Below are 17,020 nucleotides of genomic sequence, written 5' to 3'. Positions count from 1 at the left end.
TCAATCCAATCCGAGTAACCTCGACTTTTCGTGTGCTACGGGGACGGTCAGGGGGCGCGCCGTGAAGATCTCCAGCGCGACGGCGGTGCGCTCGTCGCCGAGCGTGGTGAGCGCCCAGCCGGCCTGGGCCGCGAGCAGCGCCGCCTGGTAGACGCGGGCCATGCTCCAGGCCAGCTCGCGGGCCGTCGCGGGGTCCGGCTCGCGCGCGGCGACCTCCCGCGCGGCGTCCCGGACGATCCGCGAGGCGGCCTCGGTGCGGGGATGCGGGTGGGCGGCGAGCCGCGCCTCCACGTCGTCCCGGAACGCCGCGGCGACGCCGGGATCGCCCAGCGCCCGGACGACGTCGAGGGAGAGGACGTTCGTCGTGCCCTCCCAGATGGACTGCACCTGCACGTCGCGCAGGACCTGCGGGATGCCGGTGTCCTCCAGGTAGCCGGCGCCGCCGAACGATTCGAGCAGCTCCGAGCAGGCGCGTACGGCCTCGCGCGCGGTCACCATCTTGGCGAGCGGCACGACGACCCGGGCGAGCAGGGCGGCGTCCCCGGTGTCGCCGGAGTCGCCGTTCTCCTGGCGGCCGACGAGCTGCGCGGAGCGCAGCGCCATCTGCACCATCGCCTCGTGCTCGGCCGCGAGCTCGGCCAGCCAGCCGAGGTGCAGGGGCGAGTCGGCCAGCGGGCCGCCGCGCACCACGCGGCGGCGGGCGTAGTCGCGGGCGAGCTGGAGGAGGTGGCCGGTCGCGCCCGGCCCGGCCTGCGCCGACGCCATCCGGGCGACGTGGAGCACCGACGTGATTTTGGCGACGCCGCCGCCGATCCCGCCGACGGGGACGGCGACCGCCCCGTCCAGGTCGAGCTCGGCCGTGGGCAGGCCGCGGGTGCCGTACTTGTCCTTCAGCCGGCGCACCCGCAGGCCGTTCCAGCCGCCGTCCGGTCCGCGCAGCTCCAGCGCGAACAGGGAGAGGCCGCGGCTGCCGGGCTCGGCGCCCTCCGGCCGGGCCAGCGCGACGGCGATGTCGGCGGTGGTCGCCGAGGTGAACCACTTGGTGCCGCGCAGCGCCCAGGTGCCGTCGCCGAGAGGCGTCGCGACGGTGCCGGAGCGCGACAGGTCCGAGCCGCCCTCCTTCTCGGTCATCCACTGACCGGAGGTCCAGCCGCCGACCCGCTTCGTCAGCAGGGGGACGTACCGGGCGGCGAGCTCCGCGTCGTGCTGCCGCAGGCAGGCCGCGGCGCCGTCGCTCATGCCGAGCGGGCACAGCGCGGTCGCGGTCACGGCCTGCGCCATCTGGTACAGCGCGGCCTGCACCACGCGGCCGTAGGGGCCGTACGTCTCCTCGTAGGGGATCGCGACCGCGCCGAGGCCCTGCAGGAGCCGTACCAGCTCGGTCCAGGCGGGATCGATCTCGATCCGGTCGATCCGCCGCCCCCACGCGTCGTACGGCAGGTGCCGGGGCGGGTTCGCCTCGGCCCTGGCCGCGAGGGGCGGCATCTCGGTCGCGCAGCGCTCGGCGGCGTGGTCCAGGTCCCCGGCCGCCTTCTCGAAGACGTCCGGGGGAAGGATCCGCTGGACCCCCTGGCGCAGCGCCCGGTCGGCCCGCCACCGGTTGGCGATCCGGGGTGCCTCCTGGACGAAGGGGTCGATCTCGTACCGCTCAGTCGACATCGGCCGTCACTCCTGTCAGGTTCAACGCGAGCGCCGTCACATCGGCGATCAGTGATTCGTCGTCGGCGTGGTCGTGGTCCGGCGCGAGCGGGCCGACCAGGCATTCGGCCACGGCGCCCACCAGCGCGGCGCCGGTCAGCTCCGGATCCTGGGCGGGCAGCTCGCCGCCGGTCACGCCCTCGCGGACCAGGTCGGCGAACAGGTCCCGGTAGCGCCGCCGGTAGTCCAGCCGCGCCGCGTCGACGGAGGGGTCCACCGGCTCCGCGATCAGCGCGTAGGCGAGGCGGCGGCCGTCGAGCGCGCGGCGGGCGAACGTGGCCACGACGCGGGCGAGGCGGTCCCGCACCATGCCGTCCGACGCGGCCACGGAGGCCAGCACGTCCAGCTCGTGGCCGGAGGCGCGCCGGAAGACCTCGGTGAGGAGGTCGCCCCGCGACGGGAAGTGCCGGTAGATGCCCCCGGCCGACAGGTCGGCCCGCTCGGCGACCGCGGACATGGCGGCCGCCTCGAAGCCGCTCTCGGCGACCACGTCCCAGGCCGCCGAGACGATCCGCTCACGCACCTCGGCGAGCCGCCGCTCGGTCTTCTCCGTACGCCGGTAGGGCATACCAAGCAGTGAATCCAGATTTGCAGCTTTGGTCAAGGGGGTACGGCGTATGGCGGCCCGGAAGACGTCCGTGGCGAAGACGAGCCCTCACGCCGGGCGGCGACGCGGAAGATGTCTACGGTGAGGCCGAGCCGTCACGCCGGACGGCGATGCGGAAGATGTCCACGGCAAGGCCGAGCCGTCACGCCGGTCGCGATCGTCGACGGTGGGGGCAGGTGCGCTCAGGTGTCCTGTTTCGCCATGAACTCGCGGAAGGTCGCCACCGTACCCTCCCGGTGCTCGCCGAGACGGCGGATGAGGTCCTCGGTGTCCCGCGCGCGCACCGCGTCGATGATCCCCTGGTGCTCGTGCTCCACGCGCTCGCGGTTGCTCTCCTCGCTGTAGTAGAGGGAGCGGTAGACGTCGCTGGCGTCCCACAGGATGCTCAGGAAGCGGCGGAGGCGGGGCATCCCGGCGGCGTCGATCAGGGTGAAGTGGAAGCGCCGGTTCGCCGCGGCCATCGCGATGATCTCCCCGGCCTGCCCCGCGGCGACGACGTCGGCGTGGGCGTCCTGCAACCGCTGGATGTCCTCGTCGGTGATCCGCTCGATCGCGCGTCGCACCGCCTCCTCCTCCAGGATCTGCCTGATGCGGTAGACCTCGAGGAAGTCCTCCAGGGCGAGCTCGGCCACCATGTAGCCGCGCCGGGGACGGTAGATCACCTGGCCCTCGCCCTCGAGGATCTTCAGCGCCTCGCGGATCGGGACCCTGCTCACGCCGAGCTGCTCGGCCAGCGCGTCCTGCCGGATCGCCGAGCCGGGCGCGAGCTGCCCGGTGAGGATCGCCCGGCGCAGCTGCTCCAGCACGTACTGCTGGGTCGTCTGCGGGGGCCTCGCTTCGATGTCCACCCTGTCCTACTCCGTCTCGTGGTCTCACCCGACCGGCCCGCCGGCGCCCGTGACCGCCGGCGTCCACGCCCCTGGCTGGGTCGGTCGCTGCGCCAGGGGCCGCTGCGCACTCCGACTTTAGGGGCTCACATGTTCGACGCCGTTTTCCCCGAGGCTGGACGCGCAGGACCGTACAAGTAATACTGGATCCAAAATACAATCGCGCCAACCGTTCCGAGCGGCTGAGCATCCCTTGCGACCCCCACCCCTGGAGCAGATCGTCAGCATGAGACTCCGACACCGACCGCACGAGGAGCCCCGATGAGCGGACCGCTCGCCGGCGTCCTGGTGGCCGACTTCTCCCGCGTGCTCGCCGGGCCGTACGCGACCATGCTGCTCGCCGAGATGGGCGCCGACGTGGTCAAGGTGGAGCACCCCGTCCACGGTGACGAGACCCGGGCGTGGGGACCGCCGTACGCGGGCGGCGAGGCGGCCTACTACCTGTCGGTCAACCGCAACAAGCGTGACCTCGCCCTCGACCTGAAGCACCCGGAGGGCCGCCGGATCGCCGCCCTGCTGTGCGAGCGCGCCGACGTGATCATCGAGAACTTCCGGCCCGGCGTCGCCGACCGCCTCGGCATCGGTTACGAGTCTGTACGGCCGCGCAACCCCGGCGTCGTCTACTGCTCGATCACCGGCTTCGGCCGGCAGGACCGGCCGGGCTTCGACGCCGCCATCCAGGCCGAGAGCGGGCTGATGCACATCACCGGCGACTCCCCGAGCAAGGTCGGCGTCGCCATCGTCGACATCCTCGCCGGGCTCAACGCGGCGGTGGCCATCCTCGGCCCCCTCTACCGGCGGGCGCTCACCGGAACCGGGGCGCGGGTGGAGGTGTCCCTGCTGCACTCCGCCCTGTCGGCGCTGACCAACGTCGCGCAGAGCGCGCTCGTCTCGGGCGAGGAGGCGAAGCCGTACGGCAACGCGCATCCGACGATCGTGCCGTACCAGACCTTCGACGCCGCCGACGGCGGTGTCACCGTCGCGGTCGGGAACGACGCGCTCTACCGCGCCATGTGCGCGGCGATCGGACGCGACGACCTCGCCGCCGACCCCCGCTTCGCCACCAACCCGCTGCGGGTCCGGCACAGGGAGGAACTGGTCGCCGAGCTGAGCGCGGTCTTCCGCACCCGCCCCGCCGCCGAATGGACCCGGCTGCTGCTGGACGCGGGCGTGCCGGTCGGGAAGATCCGCGGCGTGCTGGAGGGCATCCGGGCCGCGGACGACCCCGCGACCGTCACGGTCGAGCATCCGACGGCCGGGCTCCTGGAGCTGCTGCGCACCGGTTTCACGCTGACCGGCGACGTCCCGCCGACCCTGCCCCCGCCCCTGCACGGTGAGCACAGCAGGGAGCTGCTGGCCGAGCTCGGCCTGACCGGCGACGAGATCAGCCGTCTGGAGGCAGACGGCGTGGTCCGCCAACACCCCCATGACCGCGACGCCGCGGACCCCGCCCAGAAAGGTACAAACCGGTGAAGACCCCCGACCCCCACGACTTCCTCGCCGTCGACCGCGACCTCACCGAGGAGGAGCGCGCGATCCGCGACACGGTGCGCGCGTACGGCGCCGCCGAGCTGCTCCCGTACGTCGCGGACTGGTTCGAGGCGGGCACCATCCCCGACCCGCGCGCGGTCGCCAAGGGCCTCGGCTCGCTCGGCGTGCTCGGCATGCACCTGGACGGGTACGGCTGCGCCGGCACGAACGCGGTGAGCTACGGCCTTGCCTGCCGCGAGCTGGAAGCGATCGACAGCGGGCTGCGCAGCTTCGTCTCCGTCCAGGGCTCGCTGGCGATGACCGCGATCCACCGGTACGGCAGCGAGGAGCAGCGGCAGGAGTGGCTGCCCCGGATGGCGGCCGGCGACGCCATCGGCTGCTTCGGACTGACCGAGCCGGACTCGGGCAGCGACCCCGGTTCGATGCGGACCAGGGCCCGGCGCGACGGCTCCGACTGGGTGCTCGACGGCACCAAGATGTGGATCACCAACGGCTCCGTCGCGGACATCGCGGTCGTGTGGGCCGCCACCGAGGACGGGATCCGCGGGTTCCTCGTGCCGCAGGGCACCCCCGGCTACTCGACGAACGTGATCCACAAGAAGCTCTCGCTGCGCGCCTCGATCACCTCCGAGCTCGTCCTGGAGGGCGTCCGGCTGCCCGCGGAGGCCATGTTGCCCGGCGCGGAGGGGCTCAAGGCCCCGCTGTCGTGCCTGTCCGAGGCCCGGTACGGGATCGTGTGGGGCGCGGCCGGCGCGGCGCGCGCCTGCTACGAGTCGGCGCTCGACTACGCCCGCGACCGGATCCAGTTCGGCCGGCCGATCGCCGCCTTCCAGCTCACCCAGCGCAAGCTCGCCGACATGCTGGTGGACGTCAACCACGCGATGCTGACCGCGCTGCGGATCGGCCGGCTCAAGGACGAGGGCCTGGCCCACCACTCGCACATCAGCTTCGGCAAGCTCGCCAACGTGCGCGCCGCGCAGCGCGTCGCCGCGCTCGCCCGCGGCATGCACGGCGCCAACGGCATCACGCTGGAGTACCCGGTCATGCGGCACATGGTCAACCTCGAGTCGGTCGCCACGTACGAGGGGACGGAGGACGTCCACGCCCTGTCCCTCGGGCAGGCCCTGACCGGAACCCCCGCCTTCCGCTGACTCTCGCCGTCCCGGGCACGGCCTCCTGCGGAGCCGAGCTCCGCGCCGTGCCCGGGACGGTTCGGGCCACCTACCGGACGAGGTGGCGGGTTCTCATCCGACGGCGTAGGCGCGCGTGATCGTCTGGGTCAGCCCGGCGCCGGACGTGTCGGTCGCCACCGCGCGGAGGGAGACGAACCCCGGCGTGCGCGGGTTCGGCACCATGGCCGTCCATCCCGAAGGGGTGGGGACGACCGGGATCCGGCGCCAGCTCGCGCCGTCGTCGGAGGACATCTCCAGCCGGATGGACTTCACCGCGCTCTTGGGAGCCCCCGGGTTGCGCTCGATCCACAGAGGCAGACGTGTGATGCTGGCCGGCTTGGCGCGATTCGAATCGTCCAGGCCGGCGGGGCTGTAACGGACCGCCATCAGCGGCAGCGGCTGCTCCTTCGCCGTGGTCGCGGACCGGAACGTCCATACGGACTCCACGCCGGTGGAGAGCGTCGAGTGCGGAACCTGCCTGCGCGTCGACGCGGTCAGCGTGTAGGCACCGGACTGGGCGGGAAGGTCGGCGTGGAGCTCGCACTCTTCCTTCTGGTAGACCTCACAGTCGGCGATGTCGGTTGTGGCCAGTACCTTCCCGTCTTTGGCGAGGGTGGCGGTGCCGGTGGCGGCGGTGTCCGAGCCCGTTCTGCCCGCGCCCGCGTCGGCGAACAGCCCCACCGCGGAGAAGGTCAGCGTGTCGCCGGTACGGCTCCCGCCCGGCAGCAGGAACGACGGACCGGTGACCGCGGCGTTCCAGACTTCGCTGGTCTGTCCGCGCTTCATGAGCGTGCCGCCGTCGAAGGTGAGGGCGGTGCCGACCTGAAGACCGCTTTCGTAGGTCACCCCGGGGGTCCGGTACTGGATGAGCGTGCCGGGCAGGGGGATGTCGCCGACCAGTGCCGTCAAATACATGCCCGGGTGACCCTCGTCACGTGGTCCGGCCATCTGCGTCCCCGTGGCCGCCACTCCCGAGGCCCGGTAGGTCGTGGAGACCTTCGCCAGATCCTTCTGTCTGGCGGTGTAGGTGGGGTTGTCAGGGATGCCGCCGGTGCGGCGGTCAACGAGGTCGTAGACGTAGGGGCTGGGAGACACGTCCTTGCTCAGCCACAGGGTTCTGAAGGTGTAGGTCAGACCTGGCTGCTGAACGGGAACGACGAAGAACCTGGTGGTGATGTCCGTGCCGTACCACGTTCCCGATGAGTTCCAGGCGCCATGGGCCAGCCCGAAGTCGAACCCATCCGTAAGTTCGGCACTCGGATCGTCGAGCGTGACCTTGGTCGCCTTGCCCCGGCGGGCGTCCACCGTCAGCTGAAGGTCGTTGCCATCGACTCGCAGCGGGGAGTCGGCGACGGTGTAGTTACTCCTCCCGTCGATCCTGTCCGCGATCTCGGTGTAGAGATTCCAGTCGCCCTTGGCGAGCCGCACGGTGGCCACACCGTTCTCGAACACCGGCTCGATGATGGCCCCGGTCTTCGGGTCATAGACCTGAGCCGACATGGGGTCGACCGGTTCGCCCTGCCTGCCGATGACGGTGATGGTGGCGTTGTAGGACTCGGGCTCGACGTACGCACCCGCCAGGGTGCGGATCACGGTATCGCCCGAGGTGGCGGTGATCGTCCCGACGTAGTCGCCGGGGGCCTTCCCGGCGGCGTCGATGGTGAGCGTGACCGACGCCTGTCCTCCGGCGGGTACCTCGATCCGCTGGGTGGAGAGCTTCAGCACGTCGCCGTCAGCGGTGAGGTCGAGGTTGGCCGGGGTGTCGCCGGAGTTGGTGTAGGTGATGGTCCCGGTCTTCGTGCGTTCGTCCGGGCCGTCCCAGGGGAAGGCGGCCCAGGTGTCCGCCGTCTGGGCGACGACCTGCTGCTTCAGGGCGCGGACCACATCCACTCGTCCGGTGCCCTGCTGGTACGGCGTGGCGCCGGGCGAAGGGGCGGCGCTGCCGGCCAGCGCGGCCTTGAGTTGCCGGCCGGTCCAGTCGGGATGCCGCTGGGCGAGGATGGCCGCGGCCCCGGCCACGTGCGGCGCGGCCATCGAGGTGCCGTTCATCGCGACGTGAGTGCCCTCGGCGGTGCCGGCGGCCGCCGCCGCGACGATGCCGACCCCCGGTGCGGTGAGGTCCGGCTTGACGGCGTGATCGCCGAGGCGGGGGCCGGTGCTGGAGAACGGGGCCATCCGGTCCTGCCTGTCGACGGCGCCGACGGTGAGGGCGGCGTCCGCGCTGCCGGGGCTCATGACCGGGTCCCGGAAGGTGTTTCCCGACGCCACGACGAACAACGTGCCCGTCCGCTCGGACAGCGTGTTCACCGCCTGCTCCACGGGGTCGATCTCGGGCCCGTCGGGGGAGCCCATGCTGAAGTTGACGACCTTGGCCTTGACTTCGACGGCGGCCCATTCCATGCCCGCGATGATCGCGGACTCCGAGGCGCCGAAGCTGCCGCCCACCTTTCCGATGGCCAGCCGTGCGCCGGGGGCCACGCCCCGGTACTTCTCCCCGTTACTTGCGACGATCGAGGCCACATGGGTGCCATGGCCGATGGGGTCGCGGATGTCGGGGTCGTCGCTGAAGTTGCGCTCCTGCGCCACCACGCCCTTCAGGTCCGGATGGTCAGGGTCATAGCCACTGTCCAGAACGGCGACCGTGACGCCCTCGCCGGTCATCCCCTGCTTCCACGCCTCGGAGGCGCCGATCTGCTTGACGCTCTGGTCGAGACTGTAGGACAGGCGGCCGTCCAGCCAGATCTTCGTCGCGCCCGCGGCCAGAGTACGGGCGCCGCCCGCCATCTCCTTCCACGTCTGAGCCGCGCCGCTCTTGGGCAGGCGAAGCGTGGTCATGCCGAGGCCGGCGAGCTGCCGGGCGCCCTGCGCGCCCCTGAGCGCAGGGGCCGGGCCCGTGCCCGACTGCGTGATCAGCGGGATGTCGCCTCTGTCGGCGTCGCCGTACCGCCACTCCAGCAGTTGGGTGACGTCGAACAGCCGCCGGTCCAGTATCCCCTGGGTGACCAGGGGCTGGGCGTCCGACGGGATCACGTACAGGTGATCGCCGCGGATCTGTCTCATGAACGCCACCTGCCGGCCGGGGCCAGGCTCCACCCGGTAGCTCTTGCCGGTGACCACGACCCGGTCACCGGTGATCAGCGTTACGCCGCCCGCCTTTCCGAGCGTCGGCTGCACGGTGTCGGCCTGCGGTCCGTATACCGGCACGATGCCGACCGTCCCTGCCAGGAGGGCGGCGACGAGGCCGTTGCCTAAGATCACGGGTTGCCTTTCGGGGATGGGGATCGATCGTCCCGTTCTGGGGACAAGAACCGCCAAAACGGGAATGATCTTTTGGGCACGCGAAGGACCATACTCCGTTCCACGGAGTATGGGCAACTGTGCCGCGTCCCGGCTGAAAGGCGCACGGCCCGCGCCGCCTGATGCGGTGCGGGCCGTACGGAGAGGAGGTCAGACCCGGGAGATGCGGACGGCGTCGGCGATGACGTAGCCCGTGCCCGAGGTCCAGCGGCTGACGCCGACGGCGTTGTACGTGCCGGCGTTGAGGGAGAACGTCCCCAGGCTGTGCCACGCGCCGCCGCCCGAGCGCTGGTCGACGTAGACCGTCTGGTTGCCGCTCGACGTCGCCACGATGTACGGCGCCGAGGAGTTGTAGCCGGGGTCGGCCGGGTACCACACCTCGACCTTGTACGTGCCGGCGCTGGGGATGGCGGCCTGGTACCAGGCCGGGTCGCTCGCCGCCACGGGGTTGGCGAAGCGGTAGTCGGCGCCGTAGCGCTGGCTGGAGTACGACGAGGTGCCCCAGTTCGAGCTCGCCGAGAACCCGGCGCTCGAGTTGTCGATCGTGGCCGACCACGACGGGGTGCCGCCGCCGGTCACGTAGTTCATGTACGTGGTCCAGTTCCAGTACGAGCCGGGGTCGGTGTGCGTGGCGCCGGGCACCTCGTTGTGCCCGATGATGTGCGATCGGTCCTTCGGAATGCCGTACTTGTCGCAGATGGCGCGGGTCAGGGCCGCCGAGGCGCGGTACATGGCGTCGGTGAACCACGAGGAGTTGTTGACGTAGCCCTCGTGCTCGATGCCGATGGAGCGGGTGTTGTAGGTCCAGTTGCCCGCGTGCCAGGCGATGTCCTTGTCACGGACCATCTGCGTGATCTCGCCGTTCGACGACTTGACCACGTAGTGGGCCGAGACCTGCGCGCTGGGGTTCTGGAACCAGGAGATGGAGCCGGCGTACGAGCCCTCGGTCACGTGGATGACCACGCGGTCGATGGCGTAGGCCGACGGACGGCTGGAGGCCGTGTAGTTGCTGGAGCTGGCCGGGACCCAGTTCGCGGGCGGGTAGTCGGCGCTGAGGATGCCCACGCCCACCGCCGCGTTCAGGTCGCGTGCCTTGGCGTACTGGCCGCGGTCGGCGGTGACCTCCTGCGGCTTGACGACGACGCCGCCGGTGTCGATCCCGAGCCCGAGCTGCTCGTAGACGGCGTCGGCGTAGAGGCGGGCGACCTCCGGCGTGGACGCGTTGCCGTACTTGGCCACGGCCTGGTACCAGCGGCCGGTGTCCTTCCTGGCCGCCTCGTCGAGGCCGAGATCGTCGGCGTACGCGCGCAGGACGGCGGCGCCGCCCATGATGTTGGCCTCGGTGTCGCCGCGGAGCTTCTCGACCGGCAGCCCGGTCAGCTCGGCGGCCTTCTCCAGGGCGTGGGTGGTGGGGTTGCTGACCAGGTGCATGACGCCGTAGCCGCCGCTCGCGCTCGGCTTGCCCTCGTGGGCGTCCAGGTGGGTCTCGGCGTAGGCGACGGCGACGAGCAGGTCACGCGGCACGTCCCGCGCGGCGGCCGCGCGGTCGAACGCCGTCGGGAGCGGGGCCTCCTGGTCCGCCACCGCGGGCTGGCCGGCGAGGACGACGAGTGCGGTGACGGCGGAGGCGGCGAGAGCGGATAACCGGGCGAAGCGGTGGGTCATGTGGAGCTCCTGTCGGGGGGTAACGGCTGCACCGTACGGCACTCCTGACACGATGTCGATAATTGACAAATGATCTGTGTTAGGTGAAACTTTTCGCCCTCATCGCCGCTGAGCAGCCGATCGTCCGTGCGGGCTCCCGAGATTTGGGCCCCCCGGATCTCGTGAAGACTATTGCGCTGACATTGCAATTTCTTGAAACTTCTTTTCGTGACCGCGCTGCTGCGTACCCTCCTGGCGGTGTTCACCGTCGCGATCGTCAACCTCGTCGTCCCGACCTCAGCCGTGACCTCCGCCGCCGCGGCGGCGGCCTGCGCCACCGACCCCGCGACCCCGAAGCGACAGCTCCGCGCCATGTGGATCTCCACGGTGGCCAACATCGACTGGCCCAGCCGGACCGGCCTGAGCGTCTCGGCGCAACAGGCCGAGCTGCGCGCCTGGCTCGACCTGGCCGTCAGCAGGCGCATGAACGCGGTGATGATCCAGGTCAGGCCCACCGCCGACGCCTTCTGGCCCTCGCCGTACGAGCCGTGGTCGCAATGGCTGACCGGCACACAGGGCGGCGACCCCGGATACGACCCCCTGGCGTTCATGGTGGCCGAGGCGCACGCGCGCAACCTGGAGCTGCACGCCTGGTTCAACCCGTACCGGGTCGCGAACCACGACGACCCGACCAAGCTGGTCTCCACCCACCCGGCCCGCCGGAACCCCGACTGGCGCTTCGCCTACGGCGGCAAGCTCTACTACAACCCGGGCATCCCGGAGGTCCGCACGTTCATCGAGGACGCCATCATGGACGCGGTCAGCCGGTACGACATCGACGGCGTCCACCTCGACGACTACTTCTACCCGTATCCGGTGAGCGGCGAGACGATCCCCGACGCCGCCACGTTCAGCAAATACGGCGGGGGATTCTCCGACATCGGCGACTGGCGCCGCGACAACGTCAACCGGCTCGTGCGCGAGCTGGACCAGCGCATCCACGCGGCCAAGCCGTGGCTCTCCTTCGGCGTCAGCCCGTTCGGCATCTGGCGGAACTCCTCGACCGACCCGCTCGGCTCCCGCACGTCGGGCCTGCAGTCCTACGACGCCATCTACGCCGACAGCAGGCAGTGGGTGAAGCAGGGCTGGGTGGACTACATCGCGCCGCAGATCTACTGGCACATCGGATACGCCCCCGCCGCCTACGACGTGCTCACCGCGTGGTGGTCCGACGTCGTCAAGGGGACGGGCGTCCAGCTCGTCGCCGGCCAGGCCGCCTACCGTGTCGGTGTGAGCGGGCAGGACGCGGCCTGGCAGAACCCCGCCGAGCTCAGCAACCACCTCTACGAGAACAGGAAGCACCCCGAGGTCGTCGGCGACGTGTACTTCAGCGCCAAGGACGTCAAGTCCGACCGGATCGGCGGCTTCTCCGCCCTCGCCTCCGCCCACTACTCCAAGCCGGCGCTCCCGCCCGCCCGTGGCACCGGAGGCGCGCCCGCCGCTCCCTCGATCACCTCGGCCACCCGGACGTCGAACGCCGTCGCCCTCTCCTGGCAGGCGACCGGCTCGCCGACCTCGTACGCGGTCTACCGGGTCGCGGGCACGCCCACCACGACCGATCCGTGCTTCTTCGCGGACGCCCGCAACCTGATCGCGACGACCCGGCAGGCGAGCTACACCGACACCGCCCCCGGGGACACCGCCACCTACTACGTCACCGCCCTCGACCGGTGGCAGCAGGAGAGCGCGCCCAGCGCCGGCAGGGCGGTCGGCTCCTCCGGCGCGTTCAGCGTCGTCGTGGACAACTCCGATGCGTCCTTCACCGCCGGCTCCGCCTGGGGTGCCTCGTCCTACTCCTCCCAGGCGTACGGCGCCGACTACCGCTTCGCCTCCCCGGTGGCCGCCAGCGACCCGGCCTGGTACACCGCCGCCATCCCCAGCGCGGGCAGCTACCGCGTGGAGGTCTGGTATCCGGCCAACTCCGGCTACAACAGCGCGACGCCGTACATCGTGGCGACGAGTGGCGGAAACCAGACAGTGCCGGTGGACCAGCGCACGGGCGGCGGGCAGTGGCGCTCGCTCGGCACGTTCACCCTCGCCGCCGGGACGTACAAGGTGGTGGGCGTGAGCCGGTGGACCTCCACCACGGGCTACGTCATCGCCGACGCCGTCCGCATCACCAGGCTCTGATCGTCTCCCGCCGATCACACCGCGTCGGTTCGCGTACCTTTGGGGTGGACCGACGCGGACGAGGAGCTGGGTTGAACCGTGGAACGACGCCGGACCAGGCGCTCGCCGGGCACCTGATCGGGATCCCCGCCGGGGAGATCGTCCTGAGGGACGAGGGCACGAAGACGCGGTGGACGGTCGAGGTCGCGGCCTTCCGGCTGGCTCCCCACCCCGTCACCCGCGAGCTGTACCGCGCGGTCGTGGGCGAGGCTCCCGACAGTCCGGCGGGACCCCGCACGCCGGTGACCGATGTCTCCTGGCTGGACGCCGTCCGGTTCTGCAACCTGCTCTCCCGCGCGGAGGGGCTCTACCCCTGCTACTCGATCGGCGACGATCCCGACGGGCGGGACGTCGTCTGCGACTGGGAGGCCGACGGCTACCGCCTCCCGTCCGAGGCGGAGTGGGAGTACGCGTGCCGGGCCGGGACCTCCGGCGTCCGGTACGGAGAGCTGGACGAGATCGCCTGGTACCGGGAGAACTCGGGCGGCGAGATCCACGACGTCGCCACCCGGGCGCCGAACGCCTGGGGCCTCCACGACATGATCGGCAACGTCTGGGAGTGGTGCTGGGACGTCTACGACCCCGCCGTCTACGGCCCGTACCGCGTGTTCCGCGGGGGAGGGGTGTACGACCTCCCGCGCGGGTGCCGGGCGTCCTGCCGCCGCAAGAGTCACCCGACCTTCCGCATCGACGACCTCGGCTTCCGCCTGGCCCGATCGCGCTGAACATCGAACAGACCGCCGTCTGGTCCCCGGCGGACTGCCCGGACCGCGATTGACCGAGCCGGACCGCGGCTTCGGCTCCGGGTTTGTCGGCGTGATCTAGTACTTTGACGACCCGGTCCCCGGCTTCTCGGGGCCGTCTCCCAGTTCGTGTGCTCCGCCGGCCCGGGGCCTCGTCACCCCCCAAGGATGCCCTCGTTGCGCCGGTATCGTCTCTGGTGGTTCGCCGCCCCGGTCGCCGCCCTCCCCGTGGGCGCGGCCGTCGTGCTCGGTGTCGTCGCGGTGGTCACCGGTGACGCCGTCCCCCTCGTCCGCCTCGTCGCGTACGGAACCCCGCTCAGCATGGGGCCCGTCCACTGGTGGCCGGTGGTGCCCCTCGTGCTGGTCGCCGTGTACCAGGGCTGGGCGCTGTGGCAGATCCTGCGCGGACGGGTGCGCGGGCCGGTGACGGTGGGCGGCGGCGCGGTCCGAGCGCTCCGGGTGACGTTGTATCTGAGTGCCGCCTACTCCGTGATCGATCTTTTCCTGGTGGTCCTGCCGTGGTGGGCGGAGCTGGCCGGCGCCGCCGCGCAGCTCGCGCTCGTCGTGCTGTTCTTCGTGGTCCTGCGCGGCGCGTCCCGCGCGATGGCGACGGTCGCGCTGGTCGCCGGAACGCTCGCGGTGACGAGCTGGATCGCCCGCACGGCCGCCGACGCGCTGGGCGTCCGGCTCTTGGGGGAGATCTCGGCCCTCGCCGGCCTCGGAGGGCTGTCGTGGGCGCTGTGGGTAGCGCTGACCCTCCTTGCCCAGGCACGGGACGGCAGGTGGGCGCGCGCCACCGTGTGGACGGGGGGCGCCTCGCTGGCGGCGCGCTTCCTCATCACCTCGTTGGCCTACCACCTCTCCTTTGTCTGGAACGGCGAGATGACGGTGCTGGCCATCGGCTTTGAGCGGGTGGCCGCCCCGCTCACGGTGGTGTGGCAGGCGCGTTCCGCACACGATCTCGGCAGCCCGCCCGGCACGGCGGCACGCACGGTGACGCGGGCCTTGGCCGGGCCGCCGCTCCGCTCCCGGATCGCCGCCGTGGCGGCGATCGCGCTGCCGCTCCTGCCCGCGGTCGTCACCTTCTGGTACGACATGCCGCGGTGGGCGGTGAGTAGCTGGTCTGCGGTGTTCTTCGGGGACGGCCCCGATCTCGCGGAGCTCCTGCTCTCGTGGGTCGTCGACCTCCTCGCCGACATGGGCGGGCTGCCGATCCTCGTGCTCGTCGCGGTCCTGCGGAGGACCCCCGGCCTGCTCCGGGCGACGGCCTGGGTCCTGCTCGCCGCCGCCGTGGCCGGGGTCGTCGCCGTACTGGCCGGTGGTTCCGTGCCCGGCGCCTTCCCGCGGCGCTATGCCGACTACTCGGCCACGGAGCAGGGCGATGTCCCCGCCGGCATCTCGCCGCTGTGGTTCGGCGCGGCCTACGTGGCCTCCGCCTTCCTCCTGATATGGCTGGCCGGTGGGCTGGGGCGCTCCCGGCTCTGGCGCGTCGTGATGGCGGCGGCGACGGCCGGGCTGCTCGGCTTCCTGCCGGTGGCCGACCACGCGGGCGGCCGGGCCAGCACCGCTGCCGGCTGCGCGCCGCTCGCCGACCGGCAGGGCGAGGGAGAGCAGCCCAAGCCGGCGGCCGAGATGGCCTTCGTCTGCCAGGTACGCCAGTCGCGTGTGCTCAAGGTCGCCCCGGAGACCCCTGATCGTTTCGTCGTCGACTACGGCCGCCGGTTGTGTGACGTCTACAGCCGCGATGACCCGACCGAGCTCGCCCGGGTCCGGCGTACGGACGGCGTGGCGGTCCGCGAGCTGAGCTACCTGCTCGCGGACATCTGCCCGAGTGCGGCCGCCGTGGTCCGGGCCGGGAACGAGCGGGAGGAACGCGTGTTCCAGGAGTGGGAGGCGGCCCAGCGGCGCAAGTGTGCGGAGGCGCCCCGTCACCGCCCGCTGATCACGCCGGTGGCGGTGGTCGTCCGGCGCGAACCGACGTGGACGGACTACGGTGACCTGGAGGCGTACGAACCGGAGACCGTCGGCGACCCGGGGCGCGATCTGCCGTACGAGGACGACGTGCTGAGCGCGGGGCCCGGACATCTGGTCGTGCAGACCCACCCCGACTTCACGTTGTGCGTCACGACCGAGACCTACCGCCGTCGACCGCCGGTGGAGACGAGGGGATGGGACCACGTCGTCGAGGCGGGCTATCTCAGCGCCGGTCAGCTGGTGTTCCAGGACCCGCTGGGTGGTGCGACGCTGCCGAACCTCGCCGTACGGGGCGCGGGGCACTACCGCGTACGAGTGCACTACGCGATCCGCGGGTTCCGGGGCGATGGGGACGACGTTCAGCGACTGCTGATCATGGCCTATCCGGGACGAGGGGACGACGTCGTCGTCCATCGAAAGCGCGCCACCCGGTGATCCGCGGGGTGGCGGACGCCGAACCCCGGTCCGTCTCGGCCGGTGGGAGCTCACGAACGGGTGCCCCGTTCGGCGGTCACGCCGAGCGCGTGGCCGGCCTGGTCGGCCAGGGTCACCGCGACGAGCCGCGCCTGGAGCGAGGGCCTGCTGCCGGGCGCGGGCCGGAGCATGAACCGCCCGTAGAAGCGGCCGTTGGCGAAGGTGCGCAGTTCGATCTCCTGATCGGGGAGCCCCCTCTGCTCCACGTCCCAGTGCCTGCGGCCCACGGTCACGGTGCCGTCCTGTTCGAGGCGCGGGGGATGGCCGAGGAGGGTTCCGTACTCGAACCGGCAGTCGCGCAGATGAAGGAGGTCGGTGAGGTGTTCCTGCACCCTGGTGATCACCGCGGCGGCCGAGGTGGCGGACTGGGACAGCGCGGCGACGTCGTGGACGCGGGCGAGGTAGTCGGCGTCGGTGACCGTGATCACCCTCAGGCGGCGGGCCCAGGCGGCCAGTTGCGAGGTCACCAGCCCGACGACGAGCAGCAGGACCGCCGTCTGGACGTCCGCCGCCTTGACGATGGTGAACCGCTCGTACGGCTGGGTGAAGAAGAAGTCGAACCAGACGGCGGCCGACACCGCCGCGAGCGCTCCGGCGATGCGGTTCCCGGCGGCGGCGACGGCCACCACGATTACGACGAGGATGAGCGCGACGTTCGTGTTCGAGAAGGACGCGCGGAAGGGCACGATGATCGCCGCGACGGCGAGGGGGAGCAGCACCGCGGCGACGACTGTTGCGACATCCCGGTTCAGGAAGCGAGGCATGGGTCATCACCCCGTCTCTCTGTCTAGCACGGCGGCCGGA

The 17,020-nt window shown here is 71.6% G+C and carries 11 protein-coding genes; 5 read left to right on the top strand and 6 right to left on the bottom strand.

Features of this window, described 5'->3' with window-relative positions:
• The 3 genes from AWQ68_RS17645 to AWQ68_RS17635 form a co-directional block, all read right to left on the bottom strand.
• A complete protein-coding gene (locus AWQ68_RS17645; RefSeq protein ID WP_066941662.1) occupies positions 1-1,659 on the bottom strand; it encodes an acyl-CoA dehydrogenase family protein in 1,659 nt (552 codons plus the stop codon).
• Positions 1,649-2,266 (bottom strand): TetR/AcrR family transcriptional regulator, encoded by a 618-nt coding sequence (locus AWQ68_RS17640; RefSeq protein WP_066941659.1) that lies wholly within the window; start codon positions 2,264-2,266, stop codon positions 1,649-1,651. The genes AWQ68_RS17645 and AWQ68_RS17640 overlap by 11 nt, the downstream gene beginning before the upstream one ends.
• A gap of 221 nt (positions 2,267-2,487) precedes the next feature.
• Complete coding sequence (locus AWQ68_RS17635) at positions 2,488-3,153, bottom strand: GntR family transcriptional regulator (protein WP_174554117.1); 666 nt, start codon at positions 3,151-3,153, stop codon at positions 2,488-2,490.
• A gap of 300 nt (positions 3,154-3,453) precedes the next feature.
• Here AWQ68_RS17635 and AWQ68_RS17630 point away from each other — a divergent pair, with 300 nt between their 5' ends.
• Positions 3,454-4,665, top strand: coding sequence for a CaiB/BaiF CoA transferase family protein (locus tag AWQ68_RS17630; RefSeq protein WP_066941657.1), 1,212 nt, complete (start codon positions 3,454-3,456; stop codon positions 4,663-4,665).
• Positions 4,662-5,834 (top strand): acyl-CoA dehydrogenase family protein, encoded by a 1,173-nt coding sequence (locus AWQ68_RS17625; RefSeq protein WP_066941655.1) that lies wholly within the window; start codon positions 4,662-4,664, stop codon positions 5,832-5,834. The genes AWQ68_RS17630 and AWQ68_RS17625 overlap by 4 nt, the downstream gene beginning before the upstream one ends.
• A 93-nt stretch (positions 5,835-5,927) precedes the next feature.
• Here AWQ68_RS17625 and AWQ68_RS17620 read toward each other — a convergent pair whose 3' ends face one another.
• Both AWQ68_RS17620 and AWQ68_RS17615 read right to left on the bottom strand, forming a co-directional pair.
• Positions 5,928-9,113 carry a S8 family serine peptidase gene (locus AWQ68_RS17620; protein WP_066941653.1) on the bottom strand — a complete coding sequence of 1,062 codons (3,186 nt, stop codon included), beginning with the start codon at positions 9,111-9,113 and terminating at the stop codon, positions 5,928-5,930.
• Between the two features lie 189 nt (positions 9,114-9,302).
• On the bottom strand, positions 9,303-10,817 hold the full coding sequence (locus AWQ68_RS17615) for a golvesin C-terminal-like domain-containing protein (RefSeq protein WP_066941651.1): 1,515 nt from the start codon (positions 10,815-10,817) through the stop codon (positions 9,303-9,305).
• 207 nt (positions 10,818-11,024) lie between these two features.
• Between AWQ68_RS17615 and AWQ68_RS17610 the strand changes: the two genes are divergently transcribed.
• The 3 genes from AWQ68_RS17610 to AWQ68_RS17600 all read left to right on the top strand — a co-directional run bounded on the left by AWQ68_RS17610 (position 11,025) and on the right by AWQ68_RS17600 (position 16,177).
• Positions 11,025-12,986 (top strand): family 10 glycosylhydrolase, encoded by a 1,962-nt coding sequence (locus tag AWQ68_RS17610; protein WP_066941649.1) that lies wholly within the window; start codon positions 11,025-11,027, stop codon positions 12,984-12,986.
• Positions 12,987-13,099: 113 nt separating this feature from the next.
• Entirely contained in the window at positions 13,100-13,750 is a 651-nt protein-coding gene (locus AWQ68_RS17605) for a formylglycine-generating enzyme family protein (protein WP_084464123.1), read from the top strand.
• A gap of 195 nt (positions 13,751-13,945) precedes the next feature.
• Entirely contained in the window at positions 13,946-16,177 is a 2,232-nt protein-coding gene (locus AWQ68_RS17600; RefSeq protein WP_066941645.1) for a hypothetical protein, read from the top strand.
• Positions 16,178-16,227: 50 nt separating this feature from the next.
• Here the strand turns inward: AWQ68_RS17600 and AWQ68_RS17595 are convergent, their stop codons facing one another.
• Positions 16,228-16,980 carry a DUF4118 domain-containing protein gene (locus AWQ68_RS17595; protein ID WP_066941643.1) on the bottom strand — a complete coding sequence of 251 codons (753 nt, stop codon included), beginning with the start codon at positions 16,978-16,980 and terminating at the stop codon, positions 16,228-16,230.
• Positions 16,981-17,020: the final 40 nt, after the last annotated feature.

This window comes from Microtetraspora fusca (genome assembly GCF_001570365.1).
In the GTDB taxonomy this organism is placed as follows: domain Bacteria; phylum Actinomycetota; class Actinomycetes; order Streptosporangiales; family Streptosporangiaceae; genus Microtetraspora; species Microtetraspora fusca.
This window is presented reverse-complemented; position numbering and strand designations above follow the sequence as displayed.

Bases quoted from the DNA above. Each gene is read 5' to 3' on its own strand.
- AWQ68_RS17595 (WP_066941643.1), bottom strand. From the start codon at position 16,980: ATGCCTCGCTTCCTGAACCGGGATGTCGCAACAGTCGTCGCCGCGGTG.
- AWQ68_RS17615 (WP_066941651.1), bottom strand. From the start codon at position 10,817: ATGACCCACCGCTTCGCCCGGTTATCCGCTCTCGCCGCCTCCGCCGTC.
- AWQ68_RS17640 (WP_066941659.1), bottom strand. From the start codon at position 2,266: ATGCCCTACCGGCGTACGGAGAAGACCGAGCGGCGGCTCGCCGAGGTG.
- AWQ68_RS17630 (WP_066941657.1), top strand. From the start codon at position 3,454: ATGAGCGGACCGCTCGCCGGCGTCCTGGTGGCCGACTTCTCCCGCGTG.
- AWQ68_RS17645 (WP_066941662.1), bottom strand. From the start codon at position 1,659: ATGTCGACTGAGCGGTACGAGATCGACCCCTTCGTCCAGGAGGCACCC.